Raw genomic sequence first — 22,986 nt, forward strand, 5'->3', positions numbered from 1 at the left:
TCTATCTCCTCCTTATATATTTTCAATCAATTATTATCACTTATCGAATAATCGAAAATAGACTATCAAACACTTCATTCATCGTAGTAATAGCTTTAGAGTTTGCCACGAAGTATTTTTGGAAGGCCATTAAATTTACCATTTCCTCTTCCATATTTACCCCTTCGACGCTCATTTTTTCTTGCTGAATGCCTTCTAATAAGTCCCCATGAATTTTTTGATAACCATTCACTGCACTTTTATCAGATGCAACACGAACTATAAATTGGTCTAATGCTGCTTTATAAGAAAGACCTTCTTTATAATCTCCATCTGTAATTGCTGCTAGTTTATTTGCTGTTTCAGCAGATATTTTCATTTTCGAAATATCTTTTTGGAATTCTGGATTTAACTTCATATCCTTCGCATAATCTCCAACGAAGAAATCTTTTCCCATTACTGTATTCACTTGACTTTTCACTGAACTCATTAAGTCTTCAAGATTTTTTTTATAATCAACAATTTTCGCTTTCGTATCAATCGCTGATTTTATTGCTCCGCTAGTTACAGAGATTTCTGAACCGTAAATCTCAACTGACATTGGGTCTTTTTCTTTATTTAATTGAAGTGGATATGTATCTTGCCCATTTACTGTTAAAATACCATTCATTCTAACGCTCGCGATATTAGGATTCATAGATTCATAAGATACTTCGATGTTTGCATACTTAGACATCTCTGTAACGATGCGATCTCGCTCATCTAAAAGTTGATTCGGTACTTGTGTACCCGCTTGTCCAATTTTATGATTCGCTTCTGCTAAACTAGCAGCAAGACGATTAAATTCATTAACATGCGCTTCAATATCTTCTGCCGTCTGCGCTTCCACTGTATCTAAGTTTTTCGCAAGACGATTTACTTGACTTGTGAACTTCCCAGTTTCAGAAATTAATGTATCGTAGTAGTTTGGTTGTTCTGGATTTTTTGCCACTTCACGAAAGGCATTAAAGAAACCGTCCATTAAACTAGATAATGAATTCTTTCCTGTCGTTCCAACCATAGACTCTACACGTGATAAAGTCGAATTCATATAGTTATAGTAAGAGAGCTGAGATAATTGATCATTAAACTGCTTCGTCTTTACCTCATCAGTAATACGGTCAACACCTAGCGTTTGTACACCGTAACCAATTCTCTGTTCTGGCGTATGACCATTACTTGCTCCAACAGATCCGTAATTCACCATTTGACGCACATAACCCGGTGTATGAATGTTAGATAAGTTTTGTTTCGTTGTTTGTAATCCCATTTGAGCCGCTAGCATCCCTGATAGCGGTGTATTATAATCAGATAATCTCATAAAGCTTCACTTCCCCTTTACAATAGTTCATTCATAAAGATTTGCGAATTATTGTTTCGCTCTAAATTATATTCAGAAACAGAATCCACAATACTTTCTGTAGTTTTTAATAGTACGTTTAAGTAATATTGATTTTTCAAAAGAATCATTTTTACATTCTCTTCTAATTCAGTTACGTTTTTTTGTAATTCTTCCATTTTTTCAATTTCTTCTTGAGAAAAATACGAAAATAATGCACTTACACGAGATGCTTCAACATCTTTTTCTTTACAAAACTGAACAACCATTTCTTCGAATGAGCTAGATAGTCCTTTTAAACCATCAATGTACTGCAATTGTTCTACTTGTAACTTTTGAACTGCATTTATATCTTTATTTTTTAAATTCTCATATATTTGCTCTCCAAGCGCTTGAATATTTTCATACGCCTTTTGTATAATAACGAGCTTTTCATATAATTGTATGTACATATAGCTTCCTTCCTTTTACAAGACTAAATTCACAATTAAACCATGGATTTCTCCAATTTGATTTAACATTTCTAAATGTCCTGTTTTCGTATTAATTAAATTCATAACATCTTCTAATTCATTCAATCCCATTTCTGCCTGTTTCACAATCGTCATTTTCTGTGAATATCCATAACGTGGGTGACGAGACATGACATCTTTATACTGCAATACATTATCAACGTAAAAATTCAAAAATGATTTTACTGTATTTTTGTATTCCATTACATTATCAAGCGTTAATTCCATTTCAATTTTTTCTTTAATTTCTCCAATATTATCGACAAACGCTTCCATTTGTTCTAGTAATTTATCTTTTTTCGGATCTGCATGCAAATTATCCGAAAATGCAAGTCCTGTCCTGACATTTGCATCTTTCGGCATTTGAGTAGCAGGCGGTATATGCGATAAAATTGGATTATGCGAGATAGAACGTAGCATATATATCACCTATTTATTTTTTTATTTCTTCCTAAACTTAATCGTAAAATCCAGTTATTTATAATTATACTCTGAACAGTAATATTTTGCAGTTATTTTTTATAAAAGATATGTTACAATTTAGCATGAGGTGGCACAATTCTATGAATATTTTCCTTTGTGGTTCAAATCAATTAACAGCATTAGATCAAGAAGAAATCAAAAAATTTTTAACTGACTATGCTCACAAACATAAAATTTACATATTATGTTATAAATCTATTGAAAATGAGGTTCTTCGTTTTTTCGTTGAGAATGAAAGACTCGCTCAAAATTTATGCCTTTACACGCTGCAACCATTGCAAGCAATAACAGATGAATTTCAAGAAGTCGTTGATTACTTAAAAAAACACGGAGCCGAATATGTTGCTTTCGATCATCCTTCCGACTCCATTTACCGATCAGATTATATGTTTTTTGTTAAACAAATTATTGAAGACACTGATTTAGTTCTCTGTTTTTATAATGGGGACAAACATACATCTGTCATCCCTGTCGATGTTGCAAAAGAAGCAGGTATTGATGCTGTCATTTATGATTTACCAGGATTACATGAAAAGCAAATGAAAAAAAGCTTTGAACAAAAAATTCGTATGATGTAAAGGGGGCGGCACAATATCATTATTGTGCCCATTGTAAATATGATAATTGAACAAGATTATGATCATTTTATCGCGAGTTTTAAACAACAATTCAATATGGATATCGCTTCGTATAAGCAAGATAGAATGCGCCGTAGAATCGATGCTTTCATTTCGAGAAAAGGCTTTGAAAACTACACTAATTTTTTAAACAAATTACGTGCTGATCAAAATTTATTTTTAAATTTTATTGACTATATTACAATTAACGTTTCAGAGTTTTTTAGAAATAAAGAACGATGGCAAACTTTAGAGTCGAAAGCACTACCTAAATTACTCGAACAAAATAGCGGAAAATTAAAGGTATGGAGTGCCGCTTGCGCTGCTGGTGAAGAACCGTATACACTTTCTTTAATTTTATCAAAGCATCTAGCTCCATTTCGTTTTGAAATTCAAGCAACAGATCTTGATTTTCATATTTTAGAAACTGCAAAACGCGGTCAATATACAGAACGTTCGTTAAAGGAATTACCTAATGATTTGAAAGAACGTCATTTCACAAAAGAGAATGATCTATATTCATTGCATCAAAACATTAAACAAAACGTCTCGTTTAAACAACATGACCTTTTAATGCAGTCGTTCGATACAAATTATGATTTGATTATTTGTCGCAACGTAATGATATATTTCACAGAAGAAGCAAGAGTAAAACTTTACGAAAAATTTAGTCGTTCTTTACGAAAAGGCGGTGTACTATTTGTTGGTAGTACGGAACAAATTTTAACACCCGAGCGTTACAATCTTCAGCGATTTGATACATTCTTCTACGAAAAAATATAAAAAAGGTCGTCACAATGGAGTGACGACCTTTTTACATAACTCGAATTAAAATAATACCGACAATCCATATGAAGAGAAAAAGAAACGTCATAGACCATTTATGTTCTTGCATCGTTTGTTTCAATGCCTGTGATAATTGTGTCATGTTCATTTCCGCAAGCGCTCTCCATACACTTACATCCCGATCTTTAGCAATGCGGTCTGTAACGCTAATTAAAATTGTTTCGTTAGACAATTTCGTTATATAAGCAGTAATAACCGTTACCATCAAATTTATATTTCCTTCTGAAGAATCACTTTCCACTCTAGAAATAAGTGCGCTCACATCTAGTAACGGAATATGTACTTTTCTACCAAATGATAGTTGTACTTCAGCGAAATCATATGTTCCATCTAACAAAGGAAGGTCTTTTATATGCGCCTGCTTAACAAGCCCTTGTAGGCTTCTAATTACTTGTTCAAATATTTTTTCTGTTTGCTTACCTTCTCCAGATAACGTATGTAGCTTTTTAAAAAGTTGTAACACTGTATCCATCTCTTTAGAAAGCATTTCCTTCATAATCTTTCCATCACTTAAACTTGCAAGTAAAATACCTATTTCATTATTTTTCGAAATAATTTTAGACTGTCCAGTAAACACTAAATTGCTACGCTTTCGTTCTTTCTGGATTTCATGCTCCGAAATAGCTGCAGGCTGTTTTAATGGTTGTAGCGTCTTATCTTCAATTGTCGTACGTTTAATCTCCATTTAAGCGCCTCCACTACTATGAAATAATTAGCCCCATTCTTTATTACTCTTTAAAACTAAAAACAGTACGAATAAACCTGACATGATAGTAAACACATCCGAAGCTTGTACTCCCTGTTCACCTTTTTCTTCTTTCTTGTCTTTTGATTCTTCTTTTTGTTCTTTCTTTTTAGAGGCAACTTGTTTGTTATTTTTCTCTTTTTGGTCCTTCGCCTTATGTACTTCCTTGTTGTCTTCGAACGGCTCTTTTATGACGTAAGTAAATTCCTCTTTCTCTTTCAACGGTTCTTTTATAAACTTATTTACTTTCTCATCTTGCTTCGGAATTTGAACAACTGGTAATTTTTCTTCTGGAAGCGGGTTTTTGACTTTCAAATCCTCTTGCTTCTCATTTTCTTTCTTATCTTCTAATTCATTTTCTAGTTTATTATCTAATTTATCTTCTTTCTCTTTCTCTTCTATCTTTTTGTCATCTTCGTTTTTTGGCGCCAAAATAGAAATGGTATATTCACTTTCCTCAACAAGTTTATTACCTGCTGCATCTATTATCTCTACATGTAATTCGTATGGCCCAGCTGGCAATTCTTCTGCTATTTCAAATACTTTTTGCCAATCCATATCATACTTGTTGTAGTCTAATAAAAACGAAAGCTCTTTATTTTCTTTCCCTTTTAATGTAACGCGCACTTCTTTTACAGCCGATTCTATATCTGACGCTTTTACTCGTATATGTATAGAATCTCCCTGTTTTCGTTCAACTAAGTTTTCTTTTACTTCATCAATAGTAACTTCCTGTAACTTTGGCAATTCTTTATCTATAGTAGGCGTTTCATTTTTAATACGAATGAGCGGGACTTTCAATTCATTTTTTATGAGGTCTTCTTTCTCATTCTCTTTGTAACTTTGAAAGAGCTGAAGATTCCAATCACCTTGCAAATCAAAATCCCCTGCTTTATAGTTAGCAACCCAGCTCTTCGTTTCTTCATCATACTCAAAAGATAGCATTCTTTCTTGCGCATATTGCTCGCCATTTTTTTGTAACTGCAATATACCTTTCATGCTTTGAATGTTTTTCCCATTTGGTTCTACAGCAATTCGCACTTCTTCGCCAACTTTAAGCTCCGGCTTATTTACTGTAACAATTCCTTGTTCCGTTTCTATCTTTCTTTCACCCAATTGTTTATTTACTACTTCTTGTTGTTCTACTTCTTGTTGTTTTACTTCTTTTTGTTCTACTTCTTTTTGTTTCTCTTCATCTTGTTTCGTTTCCACTTGCTCTGACTTTTCTTCTTGTACATTCACTTCATTTATTTTTTGATCTGGCTCAATTTGTTCCTCAGCCTGACTTTGCAAGGGGAAGAACAAGCACACATGTATGCATAGCCAACTCATTAGAAAAAACTTTACGTTTTTCATCTACTAGTTCAAACTCCTATTTCAATGCCTTATAATGATTTCGTTACTTTTACTCCGAAAAATCCATCTACATTTACAAGTTCACCATACGCCACTAATACATCATTTACATAAATACGAATCGGTTCATCAATATCCTCATCTAGTACAACTGCTTCATTTTCTTGTAAACTTAATATATCTTGAATCGTTTTCACTGTACTTCCAAATACAAATTTCACGTTCATTTCTACATTTTGTAGAATGGACGTGTCCATATATACTGGCTCCATTTGTTTTACTTCTTTAAATTCAATAGGTTGCACAACTGGTTCTACAATTTTTTCTTCTTCAATTTCTTCTGTGGCAATCTCTTCTTCTTCCACCATTGGATACAGAAGTCGCCTTACCATTTCTTTCGCTTCAGAAATCGGCAAAATTTGATACATTTTCGATTGAAGCAGATCACCAATTTCAAGATTGAACGTAATTTGAACGAGTTCGTCCACTTCCATTGACTCTCCCAAATACTCCATTTCTTCTTTTAACGTTACAAATTTAACATTTGGCGGCGTCATGTCCATTTTTTCTTGGAACATTTCTGACATCGCCGTAGCAGCATGACCCATCATTTGGTTCATAATTTCTTTAATACCGCTCAGTTCTAATTCAGTAAGCTCTTTTTCCGGATCAACTTCCCCTGTTCCCATCATCATTAAATCTACCATTGTTAAGGCGACATCTTTCGTAAATACGAATACATTCTCATTCTTTAGCCCTTCAACAAAGTCAACATTTAAAATAACAAATGGTACTGGTACTCCATCATAATGACGAACATTGATTGCTTCCACATTTGGTGTACTAATTGTAACTGGCTGATTTAAAAGCGTTGACAATACTGTTGAAGCGGAACCAATTGAAATATTTGCAATTTCACCAAGCACATCTTTCTCTTCTTGTGTTAAATGCTCTTTTTCAACTTCTTCTACAATCTCAGTTTCCACTACTTCTGCTGTCTCGTCTTTTTCTTCTACTCCACCAGATAATTGCATTAATTTATTTACCATTTGTTTCGCATGCTCAACAGAAACAATTTGTACAAGTTTAGAGTTTACAAGATTATCTATCTTTAAATCAAACGACACTTTAACAATCGTATGATTTCCATCGATTTCAGAGATCTTCTCCATTTCTTCTGATAACTTTACAACTTTAATCGTCGGCGGAGACATATCTACTGTATCTTGGAAGAATTCCGACATAGATGTAGCTGCGAATCCCATCATTTGATTCATCGCTTCTTGTACAGCACTTAGCTCTAATTCACCAAGTTCTTTTCCGTCCTCCACCTCGCCTGTTCCCATCATCATTAAATCAGCAATAGACAATGCAACATCTTGCTTAAGGACAAGAAGGTTTTCCATATCTAATCCTTTTGTAAAGTGAATGTTTAATACAACATGTGGAACTTCGACATCTCTTGAATCATATAAATCTACCAACTCTATGCGAGGAGCAGTAATGCTTACTTGCCTATTTAAAATTGTTGATAATACAGTCGAAGCTGAACCAAATGATATATTTGCAATTTCGCCAAGAATATCGCATTCTTGAGGCGTTAAATGCTCATTTTCTTTTTCTAGCACAATCGTGCTCGTATCCCCTTTTGTGTGTTGCTCAGGCATTTTCCCTGCCTCCTCATTTCTGTTTTTCTATCAAATAATATAAACTCTCATTTGATTTTAGCAAACTTATTATATAAAACGTTAATATGTATGTATTCCCATTATTAAATTAGTAACGATTAGCCAAAAAGCTCCCCAATTGTATACAAGTGGGGAGCTTTCCTTCATTCCTATTATAAACCTTCTGGGTTTAAAATGAGGACCACTCGTCCATCACCGAGAATCGTCGCACCAGAGAAATAGTTAGAACTCTCTGCAAAGAAGTCACCTAATGACTTTAAGACTATTTCTCTTTGACCGATAATTGTGTTTACAATAAGTCCATAGCTGCGATGTGTATTACGAACAATTAACACAGGAACCATTTGACCATCATATGACGCAAACGCCTCATCTACTGTTTTTTCACCAAATACAGTACTTAAATGTTTCACTTCAATAATTTGATTACGATAATTTAACACATCTTTTCCTTGTAAGGATTGGATGTCTTCTTTCTTAATTCGAATTGCTTCAACGATATTTCCAAGAGGTAAAGCATAACGCTTATCATTCGTTTGAACAAGCATAGATTGAATAATAGACAACGTTAACGGAAGTTCAATTCTAAATGTACTTCCCTTGCCTTCCTCAGAATCAATGATTAAATGTCCACCTAAACTATGAATCGTATGTTTTACAACATCTAATCCGACACCGCGTCCAGAAAGATCTGATACAACTTCAGCTGTACTAAATCCTGGTTGGAAAATAAGATCAAACACTTCACGATCTGTTAATCTATTGGCATCTGCTTCAGTTACAACGCCATTTTTAATCGCTTTTTCTAATACTTTCCCTTTATTAATACCGTTTCCATCATCCGTAATTTGAATAACGACATGATTTCCACTATGAAAGGCTTCTAATTTAATAGTACCTGTCTCATTTTTACCTGCATCACGTCGTTTTTCAACAGTTTCAACACCGTGATCGATTGCATTTCGAATTAAATGAACGAGCGGATCACCGATTTCATCAATAACAATTTTATCTACTTCAGTATCTTCACCTGTAATTTGTAAATCGATTTTTTTCCCTAAATCTTTCGCTAACATACGTACCATACGCGGGAAACGATTGAACACAGTTTCAATCGGTACCATACGCATATTTAATAGTACATTTTGAATATCTTTTGAAATATCGCCTAATCGATTTAAATGTTCAATTAGCTCCTTGTTTTGAATCGTTTGAGCCAATTCATCAATGCGCCCACGTTCAATTACACTTTCTTCAAACATATTCATTAATCTTTCGATTTTCTCTAATTGGACACGAATTGAACGATTCTCCACTTTAGCATTTTTCGTTTTTGTAGTACTTTTAGCTGGCTGATTCGTTGCCACTATCGGTGATTCTACCTGCGTAGCCACAGCTGGTTGTAGCGTTTCTTCTACTTGCACAACTTCTTGTGTAACGACTTTTTTAGAAGCTACTTCCCTCGATATAGGTTCTCCTTGCTTTACTTCCACTTTCTCAATTTCAGAAACATGAAGTACTACTTGTTTCAATTCTTCTATACTACAATCAGTATCCATAAATACTGTAAATTCAAATCCGAAAGCATCTGCTTCAATTTCTTCAATACTCGGAGCTGTTTTTTGTATATTCCCCACATTTTGTAATGCTTCAATACACATAATGGCACGTACTGCTTTTAAAATTGCTTGCTGTTCAACTGTTATATGCACTTCATGTGAAACTGCATCATCGTTGTCTATATGATTTTGCTCTATACGTTCCGTAGTAGTTTCTACATTGCCGTTCAATAATGCTTCTAATTTCTGTTTAGTTGAGACTACATCAATATTGCCCATTCCACCTTGTTGCACATCTGCAACCATCTTCTCCAAATTATCAATGCACTCAAAAATCACATCAATAATATCCGCATTTACAACTATATTTCCATGACGAATTTCATCTAACACATTTTCCATCTTATGCGTTAAATCAGCCATTTCTGTAAATTCCATGCTCGCAGACATACCTTTGAATGTATGAGCGGATCGGAATATTTCTCCTACAACATCCATATCAGCAGGATTTTGTTCTAACACTAGCACATTTTCATTTAGCGACTGTAAATGTTCTTCTGACTCTTCAAAAAATATATTTAATAGATCTGTTTGCATTTTTATCCCCTACCTGTCTAACAAACATTTCATTTATGTATAACAATTTAGTGTTTTACAATGAGAAAAAAGGGGGCCACACGTCGATCCGCTATCACTGTTTTGATTCCTTGTGGCACCCCTTCTATATTAACTATTTGCTACTTTTGTTAAAGCTTCAATTACACGATCCGCTTGGAATGGCTTTACAATAAAGTCTTTTGCCCCGCCCTTAATTGCATCTAATACCATACCTTGTTGTCCCATTGCAGAACAAATAACAACCTTTGCACTTGAATCAATTTTAATAATTTCTTTTAATGCTTCAAGCCCATCCATTTCTGGCATAGTAATATCTAATGTTACAATATCAGGTTGAAGTTCTTTATACTTTTGAATTGCTTCTACCCCATTCTCTGCTTCGCCAATAACTTCAAATTCAGCATTACTTTTTAATAAGTTTTTAATCATCGTTCGCATAAACATCGCATCGTCTACTACTAAAATTTTATGTGCCATTCTTTTTAATTCTCTCCTTCTATGTATAAATATATCTTAATATTTCACCTTATCATTCTCACTCATTATACAAAATAAAATGATAAAATTTAATATTTTTTTAAAAGAATTTTCGTATTTTTATTATTTTATTATTAAAATAATAATATACTACTCTTTTATATAAATAACAACGCGACGGTTTTTTTCCCAGTTTTGCGGTGAATCATTTGGTACAATTGGCTTTGTGTCTGCATATCCTACCGCAGCTAGCCTTTTATCATCCACATTATACACTTCAATTAAATGGTGAATCATATTTGCCGCTCGTGCTGAAGATAACTCCCAATTTGAAGGGAATTTCTCGTTATGAATAGGTCTACTATCTGTATGTCCCTCTACAACAATTGGGTTAGGTACGGATTGAAAAAATCCAACTAATTGACTTATTATCCCTTTCGCTTCGGGCTTAACGTTTGCATCGCCTGTATCAAATATTAAATTATCTACTATAACGACGCTTACCCCTGTATCCTCTCGATATACATTCACTTGACTAATACCGTTATTATCTACATACGCTTTTAACTTCTTATATAATTCATCCATTCTCTTTTTTGAGATCATCTTTTCATCATTTTTTTCATGTGAAATATCCGGTATTGTATTTTCCATTACTTTTGCATCTACTTGCCCCGTATCACTAAACTTTTCAAGCATCTTTGACAATTTTACTGCATCTTGCTTTGATGTAGCAACTAGTAATACAAAGAAAGTTAATAATAACATTGTTAAATCTGTAAAAGTCGTCATCCAACGAGGCGATCCCTTTTGCGGTCCTTTACTCATCATACCACTCCTTGAAATATTAGGCTGCTCCTTTTACCTTTTTTACCTTTGTTTCGTATACGTATGTATCCAGTTTCAACTTTAATTTAGAAGGGATTTGTCCACGATACAATTCTGAAATTGCTTCTATTACAAACTTCTTCTCTGTATATAAATCTTCAATACCACGATATACTTTTTCCGCAAGAGGGATTGCAATCATATTCGCAAGTACGGACCCATATAATGTCGTTAACATCGCAACTGCCATCCCTGTACCAATTTGCGATGTATCTTGTAAGTTTTGGAGCATAATGATAAGACCGATTAACGTACCAATCATTCCCCAAGCTGGAGCAAAATCACCAATTTTATCTAATAATGCTGCTCCTTTTCTTAACTCATACACTTCCGTTTCAATATCTTTCAGTAACACTTCTTTTAATTCATCTTCATCGTAACCGCTTAACATTAATCGAATTCCTTTTTGAATAAAAGGATTGTCTACTTGCTCTCCATCAACCTCTAAAGAAAGCAAGCCGTGCTTTTTAGACTTTTTCGAAAAATCGACAAACAAATCCGTTAACTGTTCTAAATCTTCTTCTCTTCTATGTAAAACAGTAAAAATGCTTTTCGTATATTTTTTTATTTCTCCAAATCGATATGCCACAACAATTGTCGCTGTTGTTCCCCCTATGACAATTAAAATAGATGAAACATCTAAAAAGTTTTTAAAAGCTTTTATTCCACCGCCGCCAAGCATAATTGCTGCTATCACTATAATGAAACCTACTATAATGCCCACTGGGCTAGAAATATCAAACTTCCTTTTTCTTCTTTGTGGTCTAGCTAATACTTGATTTTTCTCTCCCATATTTCTGCCCTTTCCTTTCCATTTTTATATAACATTTTTTTATTTTAATAATACGTTTTCACATATAACATGTATTATACGCTTATCATCTATTTATCGCAATATACTCATGAAATTGACACATTTCATTTCTATATTAGAATTATAGTATGGATAAATGAGGAGGATCACGATGGAACACAACATTTTACAAGTCATTGCATTAGCAGAAAAACTAAAATATGAAATGCGACATAGCTGGCTTTCTAACGGACGTCAAGAAAGTGTTGCCGAACATACATGGCGTATGTCTCTAATGGCTATTTTAGTTGAACCTTATTTGGATCAAAAAGTAAATATTGAGAAATTACTTAAGATGGTTATTATTCACGACCTAGTCGAAGCCGAAGCTGGTGATATCCCTGCTTTTGATACAATGAATAGTCACGAATTACAACTACAAAAACAAAAAAATGAACTAGAAGCTATTTTAAATATTAAACAAACATTAACAAGTTCTCTCGGTGAGGAATTATATGACTTATGGATGGAGTTTGAAGCGAAAGAAACGTACGAAGCAAAAGTTGCTAATGCACTCGATAAACTTGAGGTGAAAATCCAACATAACGAAGCTGATATTGATACGTGGTTACCAATTGAACATAAAATGACATTCCAAGTAGCAAAGCATACAAACTTTGATTCTTTCCTATCTAAATTACAAAAAATTATTGAACAAGATGGAGAAAAGAAGTTAATTGCTGCCGGTATTGATGTTGAGGCATGCAAGCAATAATGAAATAAGACACTCAACAAGAGTGTCTTATTTCATTATTGTTGATATAGCCTGCTTATAAATAAGCTGTTGTTTTCCATCCACTAATATTAAAACTGTAAATTTATCTACTCCAACAACTTCTCCTACTATTCTAACGCCACTCTTTAAGAAAATTGTAACTGTACCTTTTTCTTCTTTTATTTGTTTATACAATTCTTCCTGTAAATGTTCCAATTACTGTCCTCTCCTTCTCGTGAAACATCTTAATATAAAAAACTATAAATTTTTTATTTATGCACTTTGTCTTTTCCATTCATAAACTTATTAATTAGTATATCTAAATCTCGGCTAAATAACAAAACTTTATCATGATCCAATCCGTGTCTCGCAACAAGTTGAATTAACTCTTTTTTTTTGTTTTCTATTTTATTTTGTAATTGTCCCATCTCCATCTCTATACTAAAACTCCCTTTTCCCATAATATTACTTGTAAAATTATAGTACATATTCTCTCATAAAAAAATAAAAAAATGGTTTTTTTTACAATTTTTTATTTTTTTATGCCTAAATTACGAATCACGTAAAGGTTCATTTACAAATCACTAACATACAATCCTAATGAATCTACAGGCATTTGTCTAATTATAAATGAGACTGGCTCGTTTTCTATACAAAAAACATACTGTATATAGTAGTCCATGAACCATATAGATTAACTTACTAAAAAGGAGGAAAACATATGAGTTATGGTGGAAGTTGCGCTGGTTTCGGCGGTGGATTTGCTTTGCTTATCGTACTATTCATCCTTCTAATCATCATCGGATGTAGCTGTTGGGGTGGCGGCGGATACGGATATTAATATATCCTATCCTTGACAAATGAACTAAAAACTATAGAAAAACAGCTCATATTTGAGCTGTTTTTTTCATACTTTCGTATGAATTTATATCCCTCTTATTTGCGATTTCAACTAACAAAATATCGTTTAATATGGAATAAGAAACATTTTTCACTGATATAAAAGATCGTTATACATACATATTACAAACAAAAATTATTTTAACATTAATTCTTGTCGGCATTTCATGGGGCATTATTGGAGGCGCTTATCAGCTACTCCTAACGATCTATGCCGAGAGAATTTTCCACACTAACATTGGAATTTTATATACAGTTCAAGGCATTGGGCTTATGATTGGAAGCCTTCTCGTTAATCTTTATATGTCTCATAATAAAGAAAAAATGAAAAAAGTATTCGGTTGAGCCTAATTATTACAAGGAATTTTCTTTCTCGGATTCATTCTATCCGATCAACTTATTATCGGTATCGTTACTTTATTCTGTATGCGCATAGCAGGAGGAATCCTCGTTCCACTTGATACGACATTACTTCAAACTTACACACACGAAAATATGATGGGTAAAGTTTTTTCATTCCATTATTCCGTTTACGGATCTCTTATTCAGTTATCTATGTTTTTTACAGGAGGGCTGTTAGAAATTCTTTCTCCTCAAATAATTGGCAGTTTATTAGCTACATGCTGTATTTTTGTAAATTTTATATGGCTTTTCTTGTTTATCGCGGGGATCTCAGTGAATAATCTAATGATAATCAATAGATTATTCACTGAGATCCCATTCATTATTTGTTTCCCAATAATAAAATTGCTTAAAAATGTCAGTCTAATTTTTTAGTTAATGATCCTTATATGGCAACACTATTTGAGAAAAAACTAGATATTTATGTTAAAATATAAATAAGTTTGTGAAAGTTTGCACTTAAATAAGAGACTTCAACTAGTTAAACTTGATTAAAGAGGAGGGCTGTTTTGGGTATCACATTCATTTTCATATGTATTATATTAGTGGCTTCTATTCTGCAAGCAAGTACAGGTTTTGGCTTTTCCATAATGGCAACCCCTTTCTTACTTATGTTATTTTTACCACAAGAAGCTATACAAATAAACATTATTTTATCTTTAATTATCTCCATTTCACTCATTTGGAAAATAAGAATGGACGTTGATTTTGTTCTACTGAAAAGGTTTATTTTGGGAAGTATAGTTGGTGTACCTTTTGGTATTTTAATCTTCATTTCCGTTAACATAAACACTTTTAAATTAGCAGTTAGCATCCTACTCTTACTATTAACATTGTTGCTAATATGCAAAATTAAGGTTAGATCAACACAATCTAGAGATTTCATAGTTGGTGGATTATCTGGTCTTTTAACGACAAGTATCGGTATGCCAGGTCCTCCCCTGTTACTTTATTTTACAGGAACTAATACTGAAAAAGAGAAGTTAAGAGCAACTACATTAGCTTTTTATCTGTTTATATATTTCATTAGTCTAGTAACTCAAATACTCTTTACTGGCACAAACAAAACCATTTGGGAATCAAGTTTTTATGCCATTCCAATTTTATTTTTAGGTTTGTTTATAGGTCAAATTATTTTCAAATGGCTTAATCAACGGATTTTCAAAATATTTACGTATATCCTTTTAAGTTGTACGGGTATGTATCTTCTTATTGAAAGTTTGCATTTATTATAGAAGTTGCTTTAGGTTATGCATTAAGAATTAGGTTTCGAATGAAATATCATGATATATTTTTAAACGTGATAACGATAAAAAGCGGCTATTATGCCGCTTTTTATCATTATCAAATTGGTCGATATTAAACCAAATGACAGTAAATACATCGTTATAACAATCATCCACATATTGTTTTTCAATAGGGGTACTTAATGATTTATGAATAATGTACAAAATTAATTTTCCATATTAATCAATCACTTCTTTCAAAGCATCTTGATCATGTTTTTTCATAGCTATAATTAAATCCTCTTCAGAATTGAAAATCATAAGCATCTTCCTTCCTCAGTTCCCCTTTAGCAGCTGCTTTTACTTACTATTGGCATTTCATTCTCTTTTTCTATCACTTTTGTAAAAAATTATTAATTTTTATTTCTATGTATATGATAACAAACAAAATACCTAAGTTCAGAAAGAATAAAGAACTTTCTGGCCTTAGGTATTTCTCCTTCCAAAAAAGGCAAACCCACATCACAGGTTTGCCTCTTTACTCACTTCTTATTTAAACCTTTTTCACTTAAAAACTCTTTCATATGCATTCTTTTTTCTTTGGACATAAATGAACTCATTGATTCCGTCCACGTTACGTTTTTTTGATTTGATGATCTTTCTTTGTAATACGCGCTCATCGTTTCATCATATTCATTTAGTAATTCATCATATTTCTGTTCATTATATCCATTTTCATGAAGAACTGCTGCTACTGGTAAACGTGGTTTAACTCCATGTTCTTCATCTGGTACACCGACTGTCATTCCGAATACAGGATATACTTTATCCGGTAAATGAAGCAATTCGCTCACTTCTCTCGGATTATTACGAATACCACCAATATAACAAATACCGTAGCCTAATGACTCTGCCGCTAGTGCTAAGTTTTGCGCAAAAAGTGATGCATCTACCGTCGCAACGATAAAGTCTTCTACTCCCTCATGCTTTATCTCTGTACCATGTTTTTCACATGCAATTTCAAGTCGTTTTAAATCTGCACAACAAACAAAAAATGCTGCACAGTCCTTCACATGGCGATTTCCGGATAGCTCTGCTAGTTTAGCCTTTAATTCCTGATCTGTTACATATATAACAGAATACGCCTGTACAAAATGTGATGAAGCTGCATGTTGCGCAGCATGCACCATCTTTTCTACTACATCTTTCGGAATTGATTCTTCTTTATATTTACGAACTGAAACATGTTGCTCCATCTTATGTATCATCTCATTCATGAAAGTCACTCCTTTTTTCTCTTCATAATGAAAAATTAACATATCTTTTTCAATTTTCACAACTTATAAGCACAAAAAGAGCAATTCTTTTTGAATTGCTCCTTTATTAAAACGTTTATCAATACGGTAAATGAAATTATACTTATCTTATTACGCCGTTTTCAAAACTTTAATACCTTTTACGATATTCCAAATGAAGTAGTAAATTCCTACAAGAATGAACACTGCATATGTGATAGCCATTCCAATTCCAGCACCGTCAGATTGATTGAAACCTAAACCGTACATGCCTGATACTGCTAGTCCTCCAAATAAGATTGCGTATGGGAAAACATGTGACCAAAATGCTTTTTTCGCGTGATACTTCACTTCATCTTCTGCAATAAAGTACACGATAATTGGTAGTAAAAATGGTGCAAAAAAGATACTAAAGTAACATAACGAAGATAAAATATTATTTCCTTTCATCCGATTCACCTCTAAATAGTTTTTGTTACCTTCATTATGTCAGGAAATCATTCTAGAAACTATCGCTTTACCTTTCACGAACGTGACATATTTGTAAGATTTTCCTCAAACTAAATCCCGCCTGAAGTTTCAGACGGGATCACTTTCACTATATTCGATTCATAAACCAATACTGTGTAATTGCTAAATATTCTCGTACATTCGATGGAATGATGATTGGTTTCGGTGTTTTTGCCGGAAGACCTTCTAATTGTAAACCTTGTTTGGCCGCTATTTTTTTCGCTCTAAACATGTGAAAATCGTTTGTTACGATCATACCTTTTTTCATATCGGCTGGAATTAACGGTTTTGAGAATGTAATATTCTCATCTGTACTCGTAGATTTGTCCTCCATTATAATGCGGTCTTCTGCGATATTTTGTTTTATTAGTCCTTGTTTCATTGCTAATGCTTCTGAAATGTCTTCGCCTTTTCCTTGTCCTCCAGATACGATAGCGATTGTTTTCTCATGTGATTTTAAATATTCAGCTGCTTTATCAATACGATATTGCAATGAATAAGATGGTTTCGCCCCATTTACTTTCGATCCTAGTACAATTATGTAATCAGCATCGTATGTTGCATTCATATGCCCATGCTTATAAATGTGATATTGTAAAAACCCCGCATACACGGCGCAAATCATTATAACAACTAAAATGCCCTTCATTATTTTCTTCTTTCTCATATTCATATACTCCTATTTTCTTTTACTTCCTTCATGATAATATCCATTTATTTGTTTGTATACAGACAAATTCCAATAAACCCTAATTTATCCTCTGAAAGGTAATATTTATATTACTTTCGGGAATAGTAAGTACAACTTTACACGAAGGAGTGTCTCTATTGCTTCTCTTTTTATGTAACGTGTCGTTCTTTTTCATCTTATTTTTGCTATCGCTTAAGTTACTCGGTAAATCCGCGTTAGCGCAACTAACTCCTCATGATTTTGGGGCTATAATTTTTTTATCTTATTTAGCTTTCCAGGCCATACCCGTCTCTGGTGCTTTACAAGCATTTCTCGGTATGGTTGTTATCACATGTTTACATTTACTCCTTACAAAATTAAGCCTATTCAACAAACTAAATCGCTTTATTCTCGGACACCCTATCATTTTAATTAAACATGGTGATATTATTTTTGAGAACTTACAAAAAAGTAGATACCCCATTGCAGAACTGCTTTCTAATCTTCGCGTTGCAGGATATCCAAGTGTTCATGAAATTGAATACGCTATTTTAGAAGCGAACGGCGCTATTAGTATTTTACCAAAAAGAGAACTTGTACCATTAACTCCAAAAGATTTAAACATAGATGTTAAGTATGCTGGATTACCAATTGCACTTATCGTCGATTCACAAATTCAATATGATAACTTAAAGTTAATACATAAAGATGAAAAATGGTTATATAAAGAATTAAAAGAAAAAGGAATTACAAATATTAAAAACGTTGCCTTTGCTTCTGTTCAAGAAACGGATGGATCTTTTGCGATTAGTTTAAAGGAATAAAAAAATCCCCTTAATTGCTTAAGGGGATTTCTTCATCATATCGCTTCTTTCTCTCCTGCCATATTTAATGGCACAGGATGCTTCATACGATTCATCGTAAATACGATAACCGCTGTCATTACTTCTGCAACTGGCATAACGAGCCAAATTCCATTTATACCAAATAATTTCGGCATAATCCATAACAATGGAATAATAAATAGTAATCCTCGGCTCATTATAATAAGTACTGATTTCTTCGTTTGTCGCACTGATTGGAAGTACTCTCCATACACAATGTTATAACCTAAAAATACGTATTGGATAAAGAATAAACTAATACCTGTTAAGGTTAACTCCAATAATTCTGGAGATTGAACATCAAATAAACCAATGATATATTTCCCGAAGAATAATCCGACAATTATCGCAACGCCTCCAAGGACAACTGCAATTTTCACAGCAAACTTCAATCCTTCACGCAATCTTTCTGATAAGTTTGCACCATAATGGAAACTAGCAATTGGTTGCAATGCAGCACCTACACCGAAGAATAATAGTAATGTCATTGCATGAATACTATTCACCATCGCATAGGAAGCTACTCCTACTTCTCCTGCATATTGGACGAATGCGATATTAAAACCAATCGTTACGATTGCAACCGTACTTTCTGCTGTAAAACTTGGGAAACCAATCACCATAATTTGTTTGACAGTATCCCATTCAAAATGGAATTTCGTCCACTTTAAGATACTACTTTTTCTAAAGAAATGAGTTAATAATACAAGGAAACCAATCGCTGCCGAAAGAATAGTCGCTGAAGCAGCACCTGTTACGCCCCATCCAAAAATAAAAATAAAGATGTAGTCAAACACGATATTTAATACAGCCGTTACAACAAGACCTGCCATCGCTAAATTAGGATTTCCATCATTTCGAATAAATGTACTTAAAATATTTTCTAAAACGTATATCATTCCAAATGTTAATAATACGTGTAAATAGTCTAACGCATATGGTAGAATCACTTCGTTTGCACCAAATAAGTATGCTAAATCTTCTATTCTCCATAAGCAAATCGCTGCTAAAATCCCTACGATAACAACTGCTACCGTCATTGATTGAGTAAAAATAGACCTTGCTCTTTCTCGTTTATTTTCACCTAATGCAATGGAGTATAACGTTGCCCCGCCCATTCCAATCCATAATGAAATAGAGAAGAAAATCGAAAAGGCTGGAATAGCCACGTTCACTCCTGCTAAACCGTTCGCCCCAACTCCTCTACTAATCATAACCGCGTCAATTACAATATTCACTGACATTAATACCATTCCAAGAACTGCTGGTATTAAATAAGAAATAAATAAACTTTTAATTGGTTTTTCTCTTAATTTTTCTGTTGCTTCCATACTCTAATATGCTCCTTTTTTTCAACTCTCTTTTCTTAGTTTAAACCTTCAAGTAACTTTAAGGTCAATAGAGAATTAAAAAATAGGTAACTGACTTATATGAATGAATGTAAATTTGTAATCAATTCAAAGGTTTTCATCTTATTTTTTTACTACAGGAATTTGAATTTCTGTTACTTGCTCCTCAGGATCTTCTGTTACAGACCAATCAATCAATCCAATCTCAATCGAATCTCCATGTACTTCGTAACCTTCTTTATCAATGTATGTAAGTAACTCCTTGTACGTTGCATCTGTTTCTTCATATGGTCCATGATGATAAGAACAAGCATATAAACCTTCTTTAATTTCATCTGAAGTATGCACTTCATACGGCATATAATCCAAAAGAATAAATACACTGCTATATGCTTGAAACTCATTTTGCATTAAACCTTTTTTCGCAACAGTTACACCAATATCTCCAGAAAATAAACTATCATCCATTTGCCTCATATTTTTTTGAAGCGAATGGATGTAGTACTCAAACATATCATCCGTCGTATTTGGAGCAACCGCAATAGCTGTAATTTTTCGCGGCGGGATCTCTTTTATTACCATTTGTTCAGCTTTTGCTTTTGTTGCTTCCTTAATTAAATGAATTCTATGCTCCATTTTCGCCAAAGCATACTCAATTTCTCTTTGTTTCTTCAGCATCATCTCTTTTTGTTTTTCCAGTAAATTGAGTGCGTATGCTGGATTTCTTTCATCAATATATTTTTTAATTTCCTTTAATGGAATGTTTAATTGGCGTAAAAACTTAATCGTATCTAATAGTGAAAATTGATCGATTGTATAATAACGATAATTCGTTTGAGGATCAACAATGGACGGATGAAAAATTCCTTTTTCATCATAATACCTTAATGTAGATTCTGCGATATTATGCATTTTTGCCATTTCTCCAATTGTAAAACGTTTATTTAATAACATCTTTTATTTCCTTCCATTTCTATTTATTTCATTATATGTTCATTTTGTCTTCAAAACAAAAAAGAATTCCCATACGAGAATTCTTTTTTTACTATTAAACCTCTATTATTATAGGAAGAATCATCGGCTTTCGTTTTGTATTTGTATATATATACTTCCCTAACGCTTCTCTTACCTCCCTTTTCAAAATACCCCAGCTATTCACATTCTCTTTCTTTAAATTATTAATTGTAATAACAGCTAATTTATTTAATTCTCTTAAAAATTCTTCTGAATCACGAACATAGACAAATCCACGAGAAATAATATCAGGACCTGAAATTATTTCTCCATCCACTTTATTAAAAGTAATAACTATAACGAGCATTCCATCTTCTGAAAGTTGTTTACGATCACGTAATAATGCATTTCCAACATCTCCAATTCCTAATCCATCTACATATATATTTCCTGCCTGTATTCTTCTAGATTGAATTGCCACTTCATTACTTATATCTACAACATCTCCATTACGTACGATAAAGATATTTTCCTTTTCAATACCAATTGATTCTGCTAACAAACTATGGTGATGTAGCATTCTAAACTCTCCATGAATTGGAATAAAATATTTTGGCTTCATTAATGTAAGCATTAACTTCAACTCTTCTTGATATGCATGACCGGATACATGCACTCCAGTAGAACTACCTGATCCGTAAATCACCTTTGCTCCTAATGCAAATAAATTATCGATAATTCGAGAAACGTTACGTTCATTTCCTGGGATAGGGGTCGCGGCTATAATAACCGTATCTTCTGGTAAAATATCCACTTGTCTATAGTTTCCACTCGCTAAACGCGCTAAAGCTGCCATCGGTTCTCCTTGACTTCCTGTACAAAGTATCGCTACCTGCTTTGGATCTAAACGATTTACCTCACTCGCTTCAATTAACATGCCGTCTGGAATATGTAAATATCCTTTCTCTAGAGCAACTTCTACTACATTTACCATACTTCTCCCGAGCAAAGCCAATTTTCGATTTGTTTTTATACATGCTTCAACTATTTGCTGAACACGATTCACATTAGAAGCAAACGTAGAAATAATTACTTTTCTATTTGCTTTCATAAATATTTCCTCTATCCGTTCTCCTACTGACCTTTCTGATGGAGTAAAACCTGGGCGTTCTGCATTTGTGCTTTCAGATAATAAAGCTAGTACACCTTCACTTCCTATTTTAGCCATTTTATGAATATCAGGATGTTGATTATTTACTGGTGTTAAATCAAATTTAAAATCACCTGTATGTACTACAGTACCTTCTGGTGTATGAAAAACAATACCGAGACAATCCGGAATACTGTGGTTCGTTTTAAAAAAGGTTGCCTTAATAGAACCACAATCAATTTCTGATTCTGAATGAATAACGATTAATTCCGTATCATTTTGAAGATTGTGTTCCTTTAATTTAATTTCAATTAAACCTAACGTTAACTTTGTTGCATAGATTGGTACATTTAGTTGTTTTAAAAAATATGGTATTCCGCCAATATGGTCCTCATGCCCGTGCGTTACTACTAAACCGCGAATTTTTTCTTTATTTTCTTGCAAATATGTGACGTCTGGAATTATTAAATCAATCCCTAATAAACTTTCATCTGGAAATTTAGACCCACAATCAATGACGACAATATCATTTTCATATTGAATAGCATACATATTTTTTCCTATTTCATTTACTCCACCTAAAGCAACAATAGACAAGTTATTTTTTAATGAATTCAAATGATAAAACCTCCCTTTCACAGTTATAGTTTGTGAAATAGTATGTAGAATTTATTATTTGTAATGGAAAAGGACTTCATACTATTTTATACATATAAAATTCACACACTACTCTTACACCTATATCCCAATAAGACAGCTTCTTCCTCAAAAAGCTCCCATTTTTTCATTGATTTTTTATAAAATCTATTATATATTAATTACAGGTTCAAATTACGAGTTCAAAAGAACTTGTAATCAGACCCTTTTGTTTAATGGGTTTTACATATTTTCATTAGGCAAATTCCGAGAAATCGTATGATAAAATTAAAAAT

At 33.1% G+C, this 22,986-nt stretch carries 24 protein-coding genes and 2 pseudogenes; 7 read left to right on the plus strand and 19 right to left on the minus strand.

Going from position 1 to position 22,986, the window contains the following annotated elements; translation table 11 throughout:
* Positions 1–40 precede the first annotated feature (40 nt).
* The 3 genes from flgK to N2V92_RS26615 are packed head-to-tail and all read right to left on the minus strand — an operon-like array spanning position 41 to position 2,289.
* Positions 41–1,339, minus strand: a complete 1,299-nt coding sequence (flgK, locus tag N2V92_RS26605) for a flagellar hook-associated protein FlgK (protein WP_016077913.1) — start codon at positions 1,337–1,339, stop codon at positions 41–43.
* Between the two features lie 17 nt (positions 1,340–1,356).
* Positions 1,357–1,809, minus strand: a complete 453-nt coding sequence (flgN, locus tag N2V92_RS26610) for a flagellar export chaperone FlgN (RefSeq protein WP_000275875.1) — start codon at positions 1,807–1,809, stop codon at positions 1,357–1,359.
* 15 nt (positions 1,810–1,824) lie between these two features.
* Positions 1,825–2,289: a YaaR family protein gene (locus tag N2V92_RS26615; protein WP_000946318.1), complete on the minus strand. Its 465-nt coding sequence runs from the start codon at positions 2,287–2,289 to the stop codon at positions 1,825–1,827.
* Between the two features lie 143 nt (positions 2,290–2,432).
* Between N2V92_RS26615 and N2V92_RS26620 the strand changes: the two genes are divergently transcribed.
* Both N2V92_RS26620 and cheR read left to right on the plus strand, forming a co-directional pair.
* Positions 2,433–2,930, plus strand: a complete 498-nt coding sequence (locus N2V92_RS26620) for a flagellar motor switch protein FliG (RefSeq protein WP_001020110.1) — start codon at positions 2,433–2,435, stop codon at positions 2,928–2,930.
* Positions 2,931–2,969: 39 nt separating this feature from the next.
* Entirely contained in the window at positions 2,970–3,752 is a 783-nt protein-coding gene (gene cheR, locus N2V92_RS26625) for a protein-glutamate O-methyltransferase CheR (RefSeq protein WP_000582876.1), read from the plus strand.
* 31 nt (positions 3,753–3,783) lie between these two features.
* On the opposite strand, the gene N2V92_RS26630 is transcribed toward cheR, so the two are convergent.
* The 7 genes from N2V92_RS26630 to N2V92_RS26660 all read right to left on the minus strand — a co-directional run bounded on the left by N2V92_RS26630 (position 3,784) and on the right by N2V92_RS26660 (position 11,939).
* Entirely contained in the window at positions 3,784–4,500 is a 717-nt protein-coding gene (locus N2V92_RS26630; RefSeq protein ID WP_000403964.1) for a hypothetical protein, read from the minus strand.
* A gap of 27 nt (positions 4,501–4,527) precedes the next feature.
* A complete protein-coding gene (locus tag N2V92_RS26635) occupies positions 4,528–5,916 on the minus strand; it encodes a hypothetical protein (RefSeq protein ID WP_016077915.1) in 1,389 nt (462 codons plus the stop codon).
* Between the two features lie 29 nt (positions 5,917–5,945).
* Complete coding sequence (locus N2V92_RS26640; RefSeq protein ID WP_001115006.1) at positions 5,946–7,583, minus strand: flagellar motor switch protein; 1,638 nt, start codon at positions 7,581–7,583, stop codon at positions 5,946–5,948.
* Positions 7,584–7,756: 173 nt separating this feature from the next.
* Complete coding sequence (locus tag N2V92_RS26645) at positions 7,757–9,760, minus strand: chemotaxis protein CheA (protein WP_016077916.1); 2,004 nt, start codon at positions 9,758–9,760, stop codon at positions 7,757–7,759.
* A gap of 129 nt (positions 9,761–9,889) precedes the next feature.
* Positions 9,890–10,258 (minus strand): response regulator, encoded by a 369-nt coding sequence (locus N2V92_RS26650; protein WP_000940568.1) that lies wholly within the window; start codon positions 10,256–10,258, stop codon positions 9,890–9,892.
* A 150-nt stretch (positions 10,259–10,408) separates the two neighbouring features.
* Positions 10,409–11,086 (minus strand): OmpA family protein, encoded by a 678-nt coding sequence (locus N2V92_RS26655; RefSeq protein ID WP_000033627.1) that lies wholly within the window; start codon positions 11,084–11,086, stop codon positions 10,409–10,411.
* Between the two features lie 19 nt (positions 11,087–11,105).
* Positions 11,106–11,939, minus strand: coding sequence for a flagellar motor protein MotP (locus N2V92_RS26660; RefSeq protein WP_000504191.1), 834 nt, complete (start codon positions 11,937–11,939; stop codon positions 11,106–11,108).
* Positions 11,940–12,111: 172 nt separating this feature from the next.
* Between N2V92_RS26660 and N2V92_RS26665 the strand changes: the two genes are divergently transcribed.
* Positions 12,112–12,714 (plus strand): HD domain-containing protein, encoded by a 603-nt coding sequence (locus N2V92_RS26665; protein ID WP_000400770.1) that lies wholly within the window; start codon positions 12,112–12,114, stop codon positions 12,712–12,714.
* A 27-nt stretch (positions 12,715–12,741) separates the two neighbouring features.
* On the opposite strand, the gene hfq is transcribed toward N2V92_RS26665, so the two are convergent.
* Both hfq and N2V92_RS26675 read right to left on the minus strand, forming a co-directional pair.
* Positions 12,742–12,930 (minus strand): RNA chaperone Hfq, encoded by a 189-nt coding sequence (gene hfq / locus N2V92_RS26670; RefSeq protein ID WP_000400665.1) that lies wholly within the window; start codon positions 12,928–12,930, stop codon positions 12,742–12,744.
* A gap of 53 nt (positions 12,931–12,983) precedes the next feature.
* Entirely contained in the window at positions 12,984–13,202 is a 219-nt protein-coding gene (locus tag N2V92_RS26675; RefSeq protein WP_000291690.1) for an aspartyl-phosphate phosphatase Spo0E family protein, read from the minus strand.
* 233 nt (positions 13,203–13,435) lie between these two features.
* Between N2V92_RS26675 and N2V92_RS26680 the strand changes: the two genes are divergently transcribed.
* The 3 genes and pseudogenes from N2V92_RS26680 to N2V92_RS26690 all read left to right on the plus strand — a co-directional run bounded on the left by N2V92_RS26680 (position 13,436) and on the right by N2V92_RS26690 (position 15,251).
* A complete protein-coding gene (locus tag N2V92_RS26680; protein ID WP_000120179.1) occupies positions 13,436–13,555 on the plus strand; it encodes a YjcZ family sporulation protein in 120 nt (39 codons plus the stop codon).
* Positions 13,556–13,695: 140 nt separating this feature from the next.
* A pseudogene (locus N2V92_RS26685) lies at positions 13,696–14,283 on the plus strand (MFS transporter); the annotation flags it as partial.
* Positions 14,284–14,525: 242 nt separating this feature from the next.
* Positions 14,526–15,251 carry a sulfite exporter TauE/SafE family protein gene (locus tag N2V92_RS26690; RefSeq protein ID WP_000513087.1) on the plus strand — a complete coding sequence of 242 codons (726 nt, stop codon included), beginning with the start codon at positions 14,526–14,528 and terminating at the stop codon, positions 15,249–15,251.
* 57 nt (positions 15,252–15,308) lie between these two features.
* Here N2V92_RS26690 and N2V92_RS26695 read toward each other — a convergent pair.
* The 4 genes and pseudogenes from N2V92_RS26695 to N2V92_RS26710 form a co-directional block, all read right to left on the minus strand.
* Positions 15,309–15,569, minus strand: a pseudogene (locus tag N2V92_RS26695) (RNA polymerase); the annotation flags it as partial.
* A 215-nt stretch (positions 15,570–15,784) separates the two neighbouring features.
* A complete protein-coding gene (gene nfsA, locus N2V92_RS26700; RefSeq protein ID WP_042597510.1) occupies positions 15,785–16,519 on the minus strand; it encodes an oxygen-insensitive NADPH nitroreductase in 735 nt (244 codons plus the stop codon).
* A 150-nt stretch (positions 16,520–16,669) separates the two neighbouring features.
* Complete coding sequence (locus N2V92_RS26705) at positions 16,670–16,987, minus strand: DUF4870 domain-containing protein (protein WP_000678034.1); 318 nt, start codon at positions 16,985–16,987, stop codon at positions 16,670–16,672.
* A 148-nt stretch (positions 16,988–17,135) separates the two neighbouring features.
* Entirely contained in the window at positions 17,136–17,714 is a 579-nt protein-coding gene (locus N2V92_RS26710) for a YdcF family protein (RefSeq protein ID WP_001227675.1), read from the minus strand.
* A 161-nt stretch (positions 17,715–17,875) separates the two neighbouring features.
* Between N2V92_RS26710 and N2V92_RS26715 the strand changes: the two genes are divergently transcribed.
* Complete coding sequence (locus N2V92_RS26715; protein WP_000923922.1) at positions 17,876–18,541, plus strand: DUF421 domain-containing protein; 666 nt, start codon at positions 17,876–17,878, stop codon at positions 18,539–18,541.
* 35 nt (positions 18,542–18,576) lie between these two features.
* Here N2V92_RS26715 and N2V92_RS26720 read toward each other — a convergent pair whose 3' ends face one another.
* From N2V92_RS26720 to N2V92_RS26730, 3 genes are all read right to left on the minus strand, one after another.
* A complete protein-coding gene (locus N2V92_RS26720) occupies positions 18,577–19,932 on the minus strand; it encodes an MATE family efflux transporter (RefSeq protein WP_000388391.1) in 1,356 nt (451 codons plus the stop codon).
* Positions 19,933–20,073: 141 nt separating this feature from the next.
* Complete coding sequence (locus tag N2V92_RS26725) at positions 20,074–20,904, minus strand: MerR family transcriptional regulator (protein ID WP_000925909.1); 831 nt, start codon at positions 20,902–20,904, stop codon at positions 20,074–20,076.
* Between the two features lie 94 nt (positions 20,905–20,998).
* Positions 20,999–22,672 (minus strand): ribonuclease J, encoded by a 1,674-nt coding sequence (locus N2V92_RS26730; RefSeq protein ID WP_001086700.1) that lies wholly within the window; start codon positions 22,670–22,672, stop codon positions 20,999–21,001.
* Between the last annotated feature and the right edge of the window lie 314 nt (positions 22,673–22,986).

It is taken from the genome of Bacillus sp. CH_48, assembly GCF_038008465.1.
Taxonomy (GTDB): Bacteria; Bacillota; Bacilli; order Bacillales; family Bacillaceae_G; genus Bacillus_A; species Bacillus_A thuringiensis_S.

Excerpts from the sequence above, each read along its gene's own strand:
- N2V92_RS26630 (WP_000403964.1), bottom strand. The coding sequence starts at position 4,500 with ATGGAGATTAAACGTACGACAATTGAAGATAAGACGCTACAACCATTA.
- N2V92_RS26660 (WP_000504191.1), bottom strand. The coding sequence starts at position 11,939 with ATGGGAGAGAAAAATCAAGTATTAGCTAGACCACAAAGAAGAAAAAGG.
- N2V92_RS26620 (WP_001020110.1), top strand. The coding sequence starts at position 2,433 with ATGAATATTTTCCTTTGTGGTTCAAATCAATTAACAGCATTAGATCAA.
- N2V92_RS26725 (WP_000925909.1), bottom strand. The coding sequence starts at position 20,904 with ATGTTATTAAATAAACGTTTTACAATTGGAGAAATGGCAAAAATGCAT.
- N2V92_RS26710 (WP_001227675.1), bottom strand. The coding sequence starts at position 17,714 with ATGAGAAAGAAGAAAATAATGAAGGGCATTTTAGTTGTTATAATGATT.
- nfsA (WP_042597510.1), bottom strand. The coding sequence starts at position 16,519 with ATGAATGAGATGATACATAAGATGGAGCAACATGTTTCAGTTCGTAAA.
- cheR (WP_000582876.1), top strand. The coding sequence starts at position 2,970 with ATGATAATTGAACAAGATTATGATCATTTTATCGCGAGTTTTAAACAA.
- N2V92_RS26675 (WP_000291690.1), bottom strand. The coding sequence starts at position 13,202 with ATGTACTATAATTTTACAAGTAATATTATGGGAAAAGGGAGTTTTAGT.
- N2V92_RS26665 (WP_000400770.1), top strand. The coding sequence starts at position 12,112 with ATGGAACACAACATTTTACAAGTCATTGCATTAGCAGAAAAACTAAAA.
- N2V92_RS26720 (WP_000388391.1), bottom strand. The coding sequence starts at position 19,932 with ATGGAAGCAACAGAAAAATTAAGAGAAAAACCAATTAAAAGTTTATTT.
- N2V92_RS26705 (WP_000678034.1), bottom strand. The coding sequence starts at position 16,987 with ATGAAAGGAAATAATATTTTATCTTCGTTATGTTACTTTAGTATCTTT.
- flgN (WP_000275875.1), bottom strand. The coding sequence starts at position 1,809 with ATGTACATACAATTATATGAAAAGCTCGTTATTATACAAAAGGCGTAT.
- N2V92_RS26680 (WP_000120179.1), top strand. The coding sequence starts at position 13,436 with ATGAGTTATGGTGGAAGTTGCGCTGGTTTCGGCGGTGGATTTGCTTTG.
- N2V92_RS26640 (WP_001115006.1), bottom strand. The coding sequence starts at position 7,583 with ATGCCTGAGCAACACACAAAAGGGGATACGAGCACGATTGTGCTAGAA.
- N2V92_RS26635 (WP_016077915.1), bottom strand. The coding sequence starts at position 5,916 with ATGAAAAACGTAAAGTTTTTTCTAATGAGTTGGCTATGCATACATGTG.
- N2V92_RS26615 (WP_000946318.1), bottom strand. The coding sequence starts at position 2,289 with ATGCTACGTTCTATCTCGCATAATCCAATTTTATCGCATATACCGCCT.
- flgK (WP_016077913.1), bottom strand. The coding sequence starts at position 1,339 with ATGAGATTATCTGATTATAATACACCGCTATCAGGGATGCTAGCGGCT.
- N2V92_RS26655 (WP_000033627.1), bottom strand. The coding sequence starts at position 11,086 with ATGAGTAAAGGACCGCAAAAGGGATCGCCTCGTTGGATGACGACTTTT.
- N2V92_RS26645 (WP_016077916.1), bottom strand. The coding sequence starts at position 9,760 with ATGCAAACAGATCTATTAAATATATTTTTTGAAGAGTCAGAAGAACAT.
- N2V92_RS26650 (WP_000940568.1), bottom strand. The coding sequence starts at position 10,258 with ATGGCACATAAAATTTTAGTAGTAGACGATGCGATGTTTATGCGAACG.